Origin of the sequence: Paenibacillus sp. RC21 (assembly GCF_044907935.1) — a bacterium.
In the GTDB taxonomy this organism is placed as follows: domain Bacteria; phylum Bacillota; class Bacilli; order Paenibacillales; family Paenibacillaceae; genus Paenibacillus; species Paenibacillus terrae_A.
In genome coordinates this window covers 393,542-408,700 of sequence record NZ_JBIYCS010000001.1, presented here as the reverse complement: position 1 = coordinate 408,700, position 15,159 = coordinate 393,542, and the positions used below count along the sequence as shown (strand labels likewise).

15 protein-coding genes are annotated in these 15,159 nt (G+C 48.4%); all 15 read right to left on the bottom strand.

Annotated features, from left to right (window positions below; all coding sequences use genetic code 11):
* Positions 1–10: 10 nt before the first annotated feature.
* Positions 11–1,048: an aspartate-semialdehyde dehydrogenase gene (locus tag ABIA61_RS01980; RefSeq protein ID WP_014281133.1), complete on the bottom strand. Its 1,038-nt coding sequence runs from the start codon at positions 1,046–1,048 to the stop codon at positions 11–13.
* A 135-nt stretch (positions 1,049–1,183) separates the two neighbouring features.
* Positions 1,184–1,777 (bottom strand): dipicolinate synthase subunit B, encoded by a 594-nt coding sequence (locus ABIA61_RS01975; protein ID WP_044644831.1) that lies wholly within the window; start codon positions 1,775–1,777, stop codon positions 1,184–1,186.
* Entirely contained in the window at positions 1,777–2,673 is an 897-nt protein-coding gene (gene dpsA, locus ABIA61_RS01970; RefSeq protein ID WP_404580231.1) for a dipicolinate synthase subunit DpsA, read from the bottom strand. Before dpsA ends, ABIA61_RS01975 begins: the two co-directional genes overlap by 1 nt.
* A gap of 221 nt (positions 2,674–2,894) precedes the next feature.
* On the bottom strand, positions 2,895–3,341 hold the full coding sequence (dut, locus tag ABIA61_RS01965; RefSeq protein ID WP_014281130.1) for a dUTP diphosphatase: 447 nt from the start codon (positions 3,339–3,341) through the stop codon (positions 2,895–2,897).
* Positions 3,319–4,584 (bottom strand): M16 family metallopeptidase, encoded by a 1,266-nt coding sequence (locus ABIA61_RS01960; protein ID WP_283655659.1) that lies wholly within the window; start codon positions 4,582–4,584, stop codon positions 3,319–3,321. Before ABIA61_RS01960 ends, dut begins: the two co-directional genes overlap by 23 nt.
* Positions 4,585–4,650: 66 nt before the next feature.
* Positions 4,651–5,655 carry a polysaccharide deacetylase family protein gene (locus ABIA61_RS01955; RefSeq protein WP_283655658.1) on the bottom strand — a complete coding sequence of 335 codons (1,005 nt, stop codon included), beginning with the start codon at positions 5,653–5,655 and terminating at the stop codon, positions 4,651–4,653.
* A 232-nt stretch (positions 5,656–5,887) separates the two neighbouring features.
* Positions 5,888–7,990, bottom strand: coding sequence for a polyribonucleotide nucleotidyltransferase (gene pnp / locus ABIA61_RS01950; protein ID WP_404519229.1), 2,103 nt, complete (start codon positions 7,988–7,990; stop codon positions 5,888–5,890).
* 246 nt (positions 7,991–8,236) lie between these two features.
* Entirely contained in the window at positions 8,237–8,506 is a 270-nt protein-coding gene (gene rpsO, locus ABIA61_RS01945) for a 30S ribosomal protein S15 (RefSeq protein WP_014281126.1), read from the bottom strand.
* A gap of 132 nt (positions 8,507–8,638) precedes the next feature.
* A complete protein-coding gene (locus tag ABIA61_RS01940; protein WP_404580230.1) occupies positions 8,639–9,577 on the bottom strand; it encodes a bifunctional riboflavin kinase/FAD synthetase in 939 nt (312 codons plus the stop codon).
* A gap of 57 nt (positions 9,578–9,634) precedes the next feature.
* Entirely contained in the window at positions 9,635–10,570 is a 936-nt protein-coding gene (gene truB, locus ABIA61_RS01935; RefSeq protein WP_283655655.1) for a tRNA pseudouridine(55) synthase TruB, read from the bottom strand.
* Positions 10,567–11,544 (bottom strand): DHH family phosphoesterase, encoded by a 978-nt coding sequence (locus ABIA61_RS01930; RefSeq protein ID WP_283655654.1) that lies wholly within the window; start codon positions 11,542–11,544, stop codon positions 10,567–10,569. The genes truB and ABIA61_RS01930 overlap by 4 nt, the downstream gene beginning before the upstream one ends.
* A gap of 52 nt (positions 11,545–11,596) precedes the next feature.
* Positions 11,597–11,947 carry a 30S ribosome-binding factor RbfA gene (gene rbfA / locus ABIA61_RS01925; RefSeq protein ID WP_014281122.1) on the bottom strand — a complete coding sequence of 117 codons (351 nt, stop codon included), beginning with the start codon at positions 11,945–11,947 and terminating at the stop codon, positions 11,597–11,599.
* 20 nt (positions 11,948–11,967) lie between these two features.
* Complete coding sequence (gene infB, locus ABIA61_RS01920) at positions 11,968–14,526, bottom strand: translation initiation factor IF-2 (protein ID WP_283655653.1); 2,559 nt, start codon at positions 14,524–14,526, stop codon at positions 11,968–11,970.
* On the bottom strand, positions 14,519–14,842 hold the full coding sequence (locus ABIA61_RS01915) for a L7Ae/L30e/S12e/Gadd45 family ribosomal protein (RefSeq protein ID WP_025720915.1): 324 nt from the start codon (positions 14,840–14,842) through the stop codon (positions 14,519–14,521). The genes infB and ABIA61_RS01915 overlap by 8 nt, the downstream gene beginning before the upstream one ends.
* Positions 14,835–15,143, bottom strand: a complete 309-nt coding sequence (gene rnpM / locus ABIA61_RS01910) for an RNase P modulator RnpM (RefSeq protein WP_283655652.1) — start codon at positions 15,141–15,143, stop codon at positions 14,835–14,837. The genes ABIA61_RS01915 and rnpM overlap by 8 nt, the downstream gene beginning before the upstream one ends.
* Positions 15,144–15,159 lie beyond the last annotated feature (16 nt).

The following is a 15,159-nucleotide window of genomic DNA, read 5'->3' as shown; positions in this document are numbered from 1 at the left end:
TTCAGGAACTTTATTCCGCATTTGCAGCAATAATCTCCGCGATTTGCACCGCGTTCCATGCTGCTCCCTTGAGCAGGTTGTCGGATACGACCCACAGATTCAATCCACGGCTGTTGCCCAAATCACGACGTACACGTCCAACGAATACATCAGGTTTCCCTGCGGCTTCGGATGCCAGCGGATAGAGCTGCGCAGCAGGATCGTCTACCAGAGTTACTCCCGGTGCCGAAGCAAGCAGATTGCGGATTTCTTCCAAATCATAATCTTTTTTAAGCTCTACATAGACGGATTCCGAGTGTCCGTATACGACAGGAATACGTACACACGTTGCTGTTACGTCCACGGATTCATCATCCAATATTTTTTTCGTTTCACGTACCATTTTCATTTCTTCCAGTGTGTAACCGTTGTCCTGGAATTTGTCGATTTGCGGGATAGCATTGAAAGCAATTTGATGCTTCACCGGCAATGAGCCGACTGGGAGCAGATCAGGCTGAACTTCTTCACCGTTAAGGATCGCTGCACTTTGACGATTCAGTTCATCAATGGCACGGCTTCCAGCCCCGGACACCGCTTGATATGTGGATACGATGATACGGGAAATGCCATACTGATCATATAATGGTTTCAAAGCAGCTACCATCTGGATGGTGGAGCAGTTCGGGTTGGCAATAATCCCTTGATGCTTGGCAATTTTGTCGCTGTTCACCTCAGGAACGACAAGAGGAGCTGTAGGATCCATCCGGAAGGCGTTTGTGTTGTCAATGCACACTGCGCCATGACGAACAGCATGTGGTGCCAGTTCCTTACTTACGTCTCCGCCTGCGCTGAACAAGGCAATGTCGATTCCTTCAAAGCTGTCGGGGGTTGCAATCTCTACTGGAATTTGCTGACCTTTAAAGCTAATTAAAGTGCCGGCAGAACGGGGCGAAGAAAGAAATTTAATTTTATCCACAGGAAAATCCCGTTTTTCCAGCAGATTTACGATTTGTTCTCCTACGGCGCCTGTCGCTCCAACGACAGCTACATTAAACTTTCTATTGCTCATCTGGTGTATCTCCCCTTCTCGACTAAAAAACCATTTTTTTATTCTGAAAGCATCCACCGCCAACAAGAAATTAGACCCGATGCATCATCGAATCATCTTCTAGGCGAGGGATGCTCAGCAGTTAACTATAGTACTTCATGGAGTCTTGCGTTCCACAATCATCGGTTGAAGCTGTTTGCCCTGCATAGCAGCGTAAGCGGCTTCTGGAATCAGCTCCATGTCAGCCACAAGTGAATTGGGCTTTTTAACTGGATTGTCCTGTCCGAACGGCACAAAAAATATATTTTTGGCTACCAGTAACTTGGCGATATTCGCAGCATTCAAACCAAGCCCATCATTGGTTGATATGGCCAAAAGAAGTGGACGACCGTTGCGCAATTGGGCCTTGGCGGCCATCAGAACCGGACTGTCTGTCATGGCATTCGCCAGCTTACTCATCGAATTCCCCGTCAAGGGTGCAATCACCAGTACATCGAGTATTTGGGAGGGACCCAGTGGCTCAGCCTCCACAATTGTAGAAATGATATCATTCCCTGTTATATCTTTCAACTGTTTTTGCCAACTTTGCGAAGTACCGAAGCGGGTATCCGTTGTTAATACCGTATTGGATATAATGGGAACAACCTTCGCGCCCTCGTCAACAAAACGCTGTATAACAGGCATAACCTCTTCAAATGTGCAGTGTGAACCTGTAATTGCATAACCTACCGTTTTCCCTTGCCAACTCATTACGAATCACCCCGATCAGGATTATCTTCCATTAACAACTGCACCAGCGTATTCGCTATAATGGCACCAGCAGTTTTGGGAGCGACAATACCGGGAAGACCGGGGGCGAGCATGGCCGTAATTCCACGCTTTTCCGCAAAACGAAAATCACACCCGCCCGGGGCGGAAGCAAGGTCAATAATCACGGTAGCCTGTGGCAATTTAGACAGGATTTGCGCTGTGATAATCATAGAGGGTATCGTATTAAAAATCAAGTCAACTCCCTGAGTCTCATCCGCCAAATCCCTTGTCATAAAAGGCTTCCAGCCCATTTCTACCGCTCTCGCCGCATCTTCTGCCCTACGTACCCCGACCTTCACTCTGGCTCCCAATCCTTGTAGCGCCCTGGCCATGGTAAATCCAGTCCGTCCCATGCCCAGAACCATACAATTTGCACCATGAATCGTAAAATCCGTATGCTGAATCGCCATCATCAGTGCGCCTTCCGCCGTAGGTATCGAGTTATATATGGCCACATCGTCTCTTTCCAGCAACTCCACCAGCTTTAAATCATGTCTGGAACAAATTTCTTTTAAGTACGTCCGCGCCATCCCCGTATATACGACGCAGTGCGGCGGAAGAGCAGCGGCGTGCTCATTCAGAAACTGCAGCTTTTGCGATCCAAAAAGTGCGTTCACATTGCCTCCCTCATCACACCCCACAACTGGCAGCACAAGCGCATCTGCCGATTCAAGCAGCTTGACAGACAACGACTCCCGCGATGCTCCTCTGAGCGGCTCTTCAAGCTGGTCAAAGCCGACCACGCTGACGGTAGCATCCATGTCTACACATTTTCGGATTACCTCAAGCTGCCTCGCATCGCCACCCAATACAACGATGCGTATTCCTGTTAGCATCCGGATCACTCCTTTCCGAGACACGATATGTTTTTAGTCTATGCAGCCACCCATAGATAGGTGAAGAAACACAAAAAAACCGCCCCTTTTCGGGACGGCTTTTTATGTGTATCCATATTCATATGTTATTCATGCTCTAGCTTAAAATCGACAATTCAGTTACATTCTCCAAAATGCCGATTAAAGCCGTGACATTCAGTCGTTTGAAGGAAACTGTGGACTCAGCGTCCTGTATGACCGAAGCCTCCAGCACCACGCACAGTTTCAGACAAACGGTCTACCTGCTTCAACTCTACCTCAGGCACAGTCTGAAATACCATTTGTGCAATTCGCTCATTACGTGTAATGGTGAATGGTTCCTCGCCCAAATTGATAAGCAATACCTTAATCTCCCCACGATAATCCGCATCAATTGTGCCCGGTGTGTTGAGACAGGTAATACCATGCTTGAGAGCCAGTCCGCTGCGCGGACGGATTTGTGCCTCCAGCCCTGCCGGCATCGCTATAGCCAATCCGGTTGGAACAAGACAACGCTTGCCGGGTTCCAAAACTAAGTCTTCCTGTACCGCAGCATACAGGTCAAACCCGGATGCAAGCTCTGACATTTTACGGGGCAGCTCAATATCCTCATTGCCCCCAAGTCTGTTAATTTCCACGTAAGTTAACAAAATAGTCCCTCCTCATATCCTTAACCGCTGAATCGCTCGCTCCGACCATCGACAGGGCAAACGGCTCCGAGAACATCCGGTCCAGTACCTTGTTCACATCATCAGCTGTCACTTGCTCAATGTGCTCAATCATTTGATCCAGCGTGTAATGCTGACCTAGCATCAACTCATTTTTTCCAAGACGATTCATCCGACTTCCTGTGCCCTCAAGGCTTAATATCAAGCTTCCTTTTAACTGCTCCTTGCCTTTACGAAGCTCGTTATCATCCAGTCCCTTAACAGCCACATCCTGCAACAGTTCAAGCGCCAGATTCAGCACATCCTTCGTCTGCTTGGGAGCCGTACCGGCATAAATGGTGAACATACCACTGTCCGCATGGGAGCTATGGTAGGAATAGACCGAATAAGCCAGCCCACGCTTCTCCCGAATTTCCTGAAACAGACGTGAGCTCATACCGCCGCCGATCGCGTTGTTCAGCAATACCATAGCATACTGGAGATCGTCACCCGTTGCAAATCCAGGCAGAGACAAGCAAATATGATTCTGTTCCGTTGCCTTTTCATGATACAACAGCTCACCGTTAAACGCAGGAACCGTCAGGGGCGAAGCAGTTCCATGGTTATCAAAGTGCCCAAAGTGACGCTCCAGTAGCTCTACCAGACTATCATCAATATTACCAGCCACACTGATGACCGTATTGTCGATTGTATAGTGTTCTTTCATATAATTGCTGAGATGGGAGCTGTCCATAGCTAATAAATGCTTTTCGGTACCGAGAATGGGATAAGCCAGCGGATGGTCGCCATAAGCGGCCCGTGATAAGAGATCATGCACCATATCGTCTGGTGTGTCCTCGTACATGGAGATTTCCTCCAGGATCACGTTTTTCTCTTTTTCCAGCTCTTCATGATCTAATTTAGAATTAAAAAACATATCGGACAGTACATCAACCGCAATCGGCAGATGCTCATCCAGCACTTTTGCATAATAGCACGTATATTCCTTCGAAGTGAATGCATTAACATTCCCTCCGATGGCGTCAAATTGCTCGGCAATTTCCTTCGCGTCGAAGCGCTCTGTTCCTTTGAAAAGCATGTGTTCAATAAAATGAGAAATACCGCTATTGTCCGGGGTTTCATTTCGGGAGCCGGTTTTAACCCAGATGCCGAAAGAAACGGAACGCACGGTTGGAATTTTTTCAATGACCACTCTTAGGCCGTTTTTGAGTTGAATTCTTTCCACGATTGGCCCTCCTAAACTGAATTGCAAACTTTGCCATAATGTTCAATCCTAACAGAAAAAAGACGTTCACTCAACCGGAGCAGGTAGCTGCCGATCAGGGGAAAGCGTCTGACTGACGGTTCCGGGCACCAGTCCCTTGCTGCGAATGGCATGAATCATGCCTTTGAGAGCCGCCGATGAAGAATCTGTCGGATGCATCAAAATCAGTGATCCCGATTCGACCTTGCTGCTGATTTTAGCAATTACCGTTTCCGGCGAAGGATGTCTCCAGTCCACTGTATCCAGTGTCCACAGCACTGTTTTAAGCCCGAGACCTGCTGCTAAATCAACTGTTTCCTGATTAAAATCGCCCGATGGTGGGGCAAACCAGCCGTTTTTCACACCTAAAATGTCCTGAAGAAGCACTTGTGTCTTCTCTATTTCCTGTGTAGCTCTTTCCCTGCTCAGACGGCTCATATTCGGATGGGAGTAAGCATGGTTCGAAAGCTCATGTCCTCTTTTTTGAATCTCTTTGGCGAGTTCAGGATTTTTTTTCAGCCAGCTACCATCGAAAAAAAACGTAGCCTTGACCTTTTCCTGATCCAGCGTATCCAGTATAGGCGCGATATACTCGTTTCCCCAAGCTACATTGATCATGAAAGAAACCATCGGCTTTTCGGGATTTCCCCGGTAAATCGGGACATTGCCGAGTTGGTTCAAATGTATCTTGGGCGCAAGCTGTCGATACACATATTGTATGGGTTGGTCCGGAGCCGCAATTGCCTTACGATAAGTCGCGTCCAGGTCAACCTCCAAGCCGTTATAGCCGGGAATAGCCTTCCATACCCGGTCGATCTTGGCATCAATCGGCTCTCGTCTTTGTCGGGCAGCCTCTGATCGCAGTCGCTGCATGAGTGCATTATCTGGTAAAGCGGCTATCGCCATCGTTGTTGCAGCCTCGGGCTCACTCGTTTCCGTGCTGTGTCCGGCGCGTAGTTGACTCACATACTCTCGCACCCCGCTAAACTGCCCAATCACCAGCGTAATGACCAGACTGGCTACAACCCACGCTGCTCTCTTTGCCTTTCTCATGATCCCTTCATCCTCCCGCCCGTTTGTCCACATTGTATGCGGGGAGGACAAGAACTATGACGCAGCAAGCCTCTGGAAGCCCACTTCGACACAGCTTGTGCATATGTATGAAAAAAGAGCCAGAAACGTAGCTCTGCCTCTTTCCAAAAGCTTAAAAGATGCTATTCCAATCCCGAGTCTTCTGTAAAAAACGAACAGCACTCCTTTTATAGTGATCCGCTGTACGCAGGTACTAGGACTTTGCAGGAGCTTCAGCCGTCAGAACAGCTTTGCGGGATAAATTGACACGACCTTGTTGATCAATTTCGGTAACTTTCACCGTAATCGTATCTCCAATAGCAACTACATCCTCAACTTTGGCTACACGTTCAGTAGACAGTTGGGAAATATGAACCAGACCGTCCTTGCCCGGTAAAATTTCGACGAATGCACCGAATTTTTCAATCCGCTTCACTGTGCCGATGTAAATCTCTCCAATCACGACTTCTTTCACGATACCTTCAATAATGGAACGCGCCTTCTCATTCATCTCTTGGTTTGTGGAAGCGATGAATACACGACCATCTTGTTCGATATCAATTTTTACGCCGGTTTCTTCGATGATTTTGTTAATGATTTTACCACCCGCACCAATAACATCACGGATTTTATCCGGGTTAATGTGCATCGTCATAATTTTCGGCGCATACGGAGACAATTGCTCACGCGGCGTCTGGATGGCTTCCATCATTTTGCTAAGAATGAACAAGCGTCCTTCTCTGGCTTGTTTGAGCGCATCCTGCAAAATGTTACGATCGATACCGTTAATCTTGATATCCATTTGAATAGCAGTTACGCCTTCTGCTGTACCAGCCACTTTAAAGTCCATGTCGCCCAAGTGATCTTCCATGCCCTGGATATCGGTCAACACGGAAACATGCTCCCCGTCCTTGATCAATCCCATCGCTACACCTGCAACCGGAGCCTTGATCGGTACACCCGCATCCATCATAGCCAGTGTGCTTGCGCAGATACTAGCCTGGGAAGTCGAGCCATTCGATTCCAGCACCTCGGAAACGAGACGAATCGTATATGGAAATTCAGTTTCAGAAGGAATGACTTTGGAAAGCGCACGCTCACCAAGAGCACCATGTCCAATTTCACGACGACCCGGTGCACGCAAAGGACGAGCCTCGCCTACACTGAATGGAGGGAAATTGTAATGATGCATGAAACGCTTCGTTTCTTCCAGATCAATGCCGTCCAAAATTTGCACATCACCCAATGCGCCAAGTGTACAAACGCTAAGCGCTTGCGTTTGACCGCGTGTGAACAAGCCCGAGCCATGCGTACGCGGCAAAATGCTCGTATCGCTTTCGATCGGACGAATCTCGTCAAGCTTACGACCGTCAGGACGCACTTTATCATGCGTAATCAGACGACGGACTTCTTCTTTAACGATATCATAGAGAACTTCGCTCACGTCTTTCAAAAGCTCAGGCGTCTCTATGTACTGTGCTTCAAAATGTGCAACCGTCTCTTCGTTGACTGCATCAATCGCCTCTTGACGGGCATGTTTTTCTATAATTTTGACGGCTTCCACCAAACGTTCAGCCGCATATGCACGAACTTCGCTGTTCACTTTTTCATCGACAGCATGCAGTTTAACCTGCATTTTCTCTTTACCTGCCACTTGAACCAGTTGCTCAATGACTGCCACAATGTTCTTGATCTCGTCATGGCCAAACATGATTGCTTCCAGCATGACTTCTTCCGGAATTTCGTTGCCTTCCGCTTCTACCATCATGATGGCATCTTTCGTCCCGGCTACAACCAGATACAAATCGCTTGCATTCTGTTGCGCAATGTCCGGGTTAATCACGAATTGTCCGTCCACACGGCCTACAGCAACTCCGCCAATCGGTCCGTTAAAAGGTACGTCCGAAATGCTAAGCGCTGCCGAGGTTCCGATCATCGCTGCAATTTCCGGCTCACAATCCTGATCGACACTCATCACCAGGTTTAATACCTGTACATCATTCCGGAAGCCTTCCGGGAACAATGGGCGAATCGGACGGTCTGTCAGACGGCTGGACAAAATCGCTTTTTGACTCGGGCGTCCTTCCCGTTTAATAAATCCGCCTGGGATTTTTCCCACAGCATACAATCTTTCTTCATAGTTCACCGTCAGCGGAAAAAAGTCCAAATCTTTCGGCGCATTGGAAGCGGTCACGGTACAGAGAACAACCGTTTCGCCATAGCTTACTTTAACTGCCGCATTGGCCTGTTTCGCAAGACGCCCTGTTTCCAGCACCAGCTTTCTTCCGCCAAGCTGCATTTCTACACGTTGCTCCATGGTATCCCTCCATTTCATTCCATTGTAAAAGTTCTATACATATCCAGTATTTCCTGTGCGGGCCTAATTCATAAGAAGCCCTATGCATTATAAGCACCAGGAACCTTACTAGACTCGCACTTCTAAAGGATCTGTACGTCAAAAAAATTCCTTACTTCAAAAAAGAACCCGGCTGCTGTCCGCCGTCGCCTTAGCAGGGACAAGCGGTGAACAACCAGGCTTCTTTTCTCATTACATGTCTGAAAATTAACGACGCAGTCCGAGACGCTCGATCAACGCACTGTAACGTCTAACATCAGTCTTCTTCAGGTAAGCCAAAAGTTTACGACGCTGACCGACCATTTTCAACAACCCGCGGCGGGAGTGATGGTCTTTCTTATGCGAACGAAAGTGGCTTTGCAAGTTAACGATGTTTTCAGTAAGGATAGCGATTTGTACCTCTGCAGATCCTGTATCGGATTCATGAGTTTTGTACTCCTCGATCAATTGCTGTTTACGCTCTTGAGTCAATGCCATCCTGTTCACCTCCTTCATTATAATCGCCATTAGCCTCGTAGCCGCTGGTGAAAGCGGACAACCAAGCCAAGGTTCATCGTTGTTTACACAACATAAGTCAGTATAACACAGCGCCTGTCTTATGTAAATAAATTAGCCTAACAGCTTTTTAGCCGTTTGTGCGTCGTTGCCAATCTGGGTAATCAGCTCGTCCACCGAAGAGAATTTGCGTTCAGGACGGATGTAATGATGAAGCTCAACCAGCACAGGCTCACCATAAATCTGCTGATCAAAATCAAACAGATGAACCTCAAACGACGGATTCAGCACACCTTCATGAAAAGTAGGCTTAACCCCTACATTCATTACCCCGCTTTTCCAACGCTCACCCACCAGTGCCCGTACGGCATATACGCCCTTGACTGGAATTACGTAAGTATCATCCAGCTTGAGATTGGCTGTTGGGAAGCCGATGGTGCGTCCACGTTTCTCTCCATCCATTACGGTGCCGCGAATGTGGTAAGAGCGTCCCAGCCAGCGAGAGGCATGCGTTAAATCCCCTGTCTGCAAGGCATGGCGGATGCTGGAGCTGCTCACTTTTTCCCCATCCAGCTCGAATGGCGGTACGGTGTGGACGGACATACGTTCTCCTCCCAGTTCCCGAAGTGTATGCTCATGTCCGGCTCCCCGGTAGCCAAACCGGAAATCAAAGCCCACTACTGCCGTTTGAATCTGCAATGGAAGCAAGATGTCCGTGATGAACGCCTCAGGGCTGACTTTGGAAAAGTCCTCGTCAAATCTCAAAATATAAAGCACGTCCACACCCATATCGGCCAAAATATCCTGCTTGTCCACAAGCGGGGTCAAATAGCCTTCATAGTCGCCTTTTTTCATGACTTCCTTCGGGTGAGGATGAAATGTCATAACAGATACCGGCACTTTCTGTTCCCGAGCCAGCTCGACAGCCTTGCGTATGACACTTGTGTGTCCGAGATGAAGACCGTCGAACTGACCGATCGCCGTGACCTGTGAACGTCCCCATTGGTGCAAAAGCTCATCGCTCAATGGATAAGATAACGATACGGTAATCATATTATTTCACCTGCATTTCACATCATTTGACTAACTTCGTCAAAATTATAGCACAATTCAAGGTAAAAAAACTTTAATTGGCGCGATAGCCCCTGATTCATCACGTCCATATACGCCCAAAAACGTTCGATCCTCTTTATACAACCGGAAGGGCTGGCTGTCCGTCACAGGCGGAGAAATCATGCTCAGCGACAAGCGCTGACCTTGAAGAGCGGCAGCGGCCTTCACTTCGGCCACCGTATGATCAGGCATATAGTCAATGGCCTCATCAGTGGCAATAAGCCGCTCACCCAGGCTGCCATCCGCTACGTAGCGTTCAATTTCTTCGAATGTTAAACAACGATTCGCAGAAATCCCCGCAGACATGGTTCGTTCCAGCTTGACCATCGTCGAAGGATATCCCAATTCGCGGCCGATATCGACGCAGAGCGTACGGATATAAGTTCCTTTGGAGCATAATGCACGAAAAGAAATATCCACATATGATCCCGACTCCGCGAATCCCGTCATTTCCAGCTCGTAAATAGTCACTTCACGGCTTTTACGCTCCACGGTCTTGCCTTCTCGGGCCAGCTCGTATAGACGTTTGCCATCCACTTTGAGGGCCGAGTACATTGGTGGCACTTGGGAAATCGTACCGACAAAACGCTCCAGAACCGCTTTGGCTTCCTCTTCCGTCACCTCTACTGGATGGTCACACTTCTCGGTAATCGTACCCGTAAGGTCCTCTGTATCAGTGGCAAGTCCCAAGCGTAATGTTGCATGGTATTCCTTAGGTAACTCCTGCATGTATTCAACTACCCGGGTAGCACGTCCCAGACACAACGGCAGCACGCCTGTCACCTGAGGATCAAGTGTTCCGGTATGTCCGATTCGCTTCATTCCCAGCAAACGGCGAGTCTTGGCCACCACATCATGAGAGGTGAATCCAGCGGGTTTGTAGACGGGTAGTACGCCTTCCCAAGTTGCTTGTTCCTGCTTCATCGGTTTCATAGCTCGGCCTTCACCCGCCCTACAACGACCTCAATAATGTCCTCCAGCTTACCCTCCAGACGACAACCTGCAGCACGTACGTGTCCCCCGCCCCCAAACGATTGGGCAAGCGCAGCTACGTTAACGTTACCTGCCGATCTCAGACTGGCTTTGACCGCTTGATCACTAATCACTTTAAAGAAAATGCCTACTTCAACGCCACGAATATTCCTCGGATAATTGACGATGCCTTCCAAATCCTCATTAACAGCTCCGCATTCCTTCATATCGTCAGGGGTTACAACCACCCAGGCGATTTTACCATCCTCCGAAATCTCGAGCGTTTGCAATGCTTTGGTCAGGACCTTCATTTGCGGGAATGTCATTTCTTCCAGCAGGCTCTCGGATAGATAGGGACCGTCTACACCATAGGCAAGCAGCTGTGACACTGTAGACATGACTTTAGGCGAAGTGTTCGAATACCTGAAGCCTCCTGTGTCCGTCAGCAGTCCGGTATATACAGCCGTCGCCACTTCAACGTCCCAGTTGATTGCAAACTTTTCCAGTAGATCAAAAAGAATTTCTGCCGTTGCCGCAGCATCCGACTTAATCACATTAACTGTTCCATACGCATCATTCGTCGGATGATGATCAATATTCAAAATGATGGCATCTTCCGCAAAAAACTGCTCTGTTAGACCAACACGACGAAAATCTGCACAATCTACACAAATAATCCGGTTGTATTTCCGTTCCGGCGGTTGCTGGCTCATATCCATAATCTCATCAGCATGCCATAAAAAATCCATGCGCTTGGGGATAGCCCCCTCATTCAGCATGGTAAATTTCTTCCCCAGACATGAGAGAAGCCAGCCCACCGTTACGGTGGAGCTGACTGCGTCTCCGTCCGGCTGTACATGCGATACGATCAGGTAATCATCATGCTCCAGAATAAATTCCTTCGCTTGTTGAAGCGCCTGTTCATAGGTATGCATTGCCGTCTCCTTTACATTCAGTTCATGGTTCCTTCGGATAAACTAGCTCTTGCTATTTCTCATCCTTGTCGATATCACTTAGCAGCTTTTCAATCCGGCTGCCATAAGCGATAGATTCGTCAATTTTGAAAATCAGCTCGGGAATATGGCGAAGCCGTATCCGTTTGCCAAGTTCAGAACGAAGATAACCGTTCGCTTTGTCCAATGCTTTCAGGGAAGAAGTTTTTTGCTCTTCATCCCCAAGCACGCTCAAGTATATTTTCGCTTGGGACAAATCGTTTGTCAGATCAACACCCGTTACCGTAATAAAACCGATACGGGGATCTTTTAATTCGGTCTGTATGAGTTGGCTTAGCTCTTTCTTAATCTGCTCGCCAACCCGACCTGTACGTATTTTAGCCATGGATGCTCACCTCTCTGCCGTTAGCGCTCCACTGTTTCCATGACGAACGCTTCAATAATGTCGAGTTCCTTAACATCATTATAGCCATCAAGGGTAATACCGCATTCGTAACCTTGGGCAACTTCTTTTGCGTCGTCCTTAAAGCGTTTCAGTGAGTCGATTTTACCTTCAAAAATAACAATGCCATCACGTATCAGGCGCGCTTCTGCTGAACGGGCAATTTTACCGGACGTCACCATACAACCGGCAATCGTACCGACCTTAGTGACCTTAAACACGTTACGAACTTCAGCATGCCCAATCACATTTTCTTTATATTCAGGATCCAGCATGCCTTTCATGGCTTGCTCGATTTCTTCAATGACATTGTAAATGACGCGGTGCAGACGAATGTCCACTTTTTCAGCTTCAGCTGTAGATTTCGCCTGATTATCAGGACGAACGTTAAAACCAATCACAATGGCATTGGAAGCCGCAGCCAAAATAATATCGGATTCGGTAATTGCACCTGCACCGCTGTGAAGAATTTTAACGCGTACACCTTCAACTTCAATCTTGTTCAAGGAACCTTTCAGCGCTTCGACGGAACCTTGCACATCACCCTTGATAATGACGTTCAGATCTTTCATCTCGCCATCCTTGATGTGCTGGAACAGGTCATCCAGCGTTACGCGGGTGTTGCTGCCCAGATCGGACTGACGTTGCGTAATCGAACGTCTGTCAGCGATAGCACGAGCTTTGCGCTCATCCTCGAACACCATGAACGGATCGCCAGCAAGTGGCACTTCTGTCAAACCAGTGATTTCAACTGGTGTGGAAGGACCAGCTTCCTTCAGACGGCGGCCTTTGTCATTGACCATGGCACGTACACGTCCGAAACAGTTACCTGCTACGAAAGCATCGCCAACTTTCAGTGTACCATTCTGAACGAGGATACGGGCTACGGAACCGCGGCCTTTGTCCAGCTCAGCTTCGATGATCGTACCACGTGCCCGTTTGTCCGGGTTCGCTTTGTACTCATTTACTTCAGCTACGAGCAGAATCATTTCGAGCAGATCTTCAAGACCCATTCTCTGTTTCGCGGAAACGTTGACAAAGATCGTATCGCCGCCCCACTCTTCAGGAACCAATTCATACTCAGTCAATTCTTGCTTTACTTTATCCGGATTCGCATCCGGCTTGTCGATCTTATTCACAGCCACGATGATCGGCAGACCAGCTGCCTTCGCATGGTTGATGGCTTCAACTGTCTGTGGCATAACACCGTCATCAGCTGCAACAACAATGATCGTCATATCCGTAACTTGAGCACCACGAGCACGCATTGCCGTAAACGCTTCGTGACCCGGTGTATCCAGGAAAGTTATTTTTTTGCTGTTGATTTCAACTTGATACGCACCGATATGCTGTGTAATACCACCAGCTTCGCCACCCGTTACATTAGTGGAGCGAATAGCATCCAGCAAAGTTGTTTTACCATGATCGACGTGACCCATAATCGTAACAACGGGAGGACGTGCTTTCAGAAGCTCTGGATCATCGTTTTCTTCCACTGTTTCAAAGCGATCCTCTTCGACCGGAATTTTCACTTCTACTTCTACACCGAAATCTCCGGCAAGCAGAAGGATAGTATCCATATCCAGTTCCTGGTTAATGGTCGCCATCGTTCCGAGCGTGATCAGCTTTTTGATAACTTCCGATGCATCCTTGTGGAGAAGCTTCGCTGTTTCGCCTACTGTCATCTCACCACGCACAATGATTTTCTTAGGCGTGTTGTCGATTTTCTCGCGGCGCTCCTGTTGTTGACCTCTGCCACGATTGTTGAATTTTCCACCACGATTGTTACCACCGCGGCTATTACCACCACGACCACCGTTACCACCGCGTCCTCCGCCTTGACGGTTATCGTCGAAACGGCCTTGACCGGAACGATTACCGCCGTTATTGGAGTTGCTGCCTGTACGGTTGCCACCACCGCTACGGTTCGCATTGCTACTTCCCGTGGACGATGCCGTTCTTACTGCCGTACTACCTTGACTGCTCCCTTGTGGACGTGAGTTGGTGCTTTGGCTACCTTGAGGACGTGAACCCGTGTTAGTGCTCGGGCGCTGTTGTCCTCCCTGTTGCTGGCCGCCACTACGGTTCTGGCTGCCTTGCTGTCCACTTGGTCTGCTTGTACTCTGTTGACTGCGGTTTTGACCGCCCTGCTGACTGCCTTGCGCTTTTGGAGCGCTGCTTCGGTTACTGTTTTGGTTGTTGTTTGTCCTATTCATACTTACCTGCTTTTCCTGTTGATTTTTGGTTTGCTCAGTTGAATGATTACTATTCTGGCTTGAACCGGCCTGGTTCGAGCTTACTTGCGCCGTGCCTGCTCCGCCTTGCTTGGCCGCAGCATTGGATTTAATATCCTTAAAAAAATTTTCCACTTTACCCACGGCATCGTGTTCCATGACGCTCATATGGTTGTTCACGGGAATATCCAGCCGTTTAAGAATGGTGATAATTTCTTTGCTGCTCATGTTCAACGATTTGGCGTATTCGTATACCCGCACTTTGTCTTTGCTTTCTTGTTTACTCAATATACTCCACCTCCGACATTATCCCCGCATGTTTCTTGATCAATTTCGCGAATCCTTGATCCGTCACAGCCAGCACAACCCGTTCAGGCTTGCCGATGCTGCTTCCCAAGCTTTCCCGGTCAAATCCTATCAATAAGGGGATTTTGTACGTCCCGCATTTGTCGCGGAATTTCTTTTGAGTATTCATTGAAGCATCTTTCGCAAGAATGACCAGCTTGGCTTCTGAAGACCTGATCGCTTTAAAAACGATCTCATCACCTGTTAGCAGCTTGCCAGCTCTCATGGCAAGGCCCAATCCAGACAGCGCCTTATTCATCATGCACGCTGCCTTGTGCCGCCAGGAATTCTTCCTCGACGGCAGCAAAATCACGACTTAGCTGCTCATAAATATCAGGATGAACCGAGTGCTTCAATGCCCGATCCAGTGCCTTGCTTTTTTGAGCAAGCTTGAAGCAGGCGGCTTTGCCGCACAAGTAAGCGCCGCGTCCCGACTTTTTGCCTGTCAAGTCAATCAGCACTTCGTCTTCAGGGGTTTTGACGACACGGATCAACTGCTTCTTAGGCATCATTTCATGACAGGCCACACACTTGCGCAAAGGTACCTTTCTCTGTTTCATGCATTAACCCCCCTAC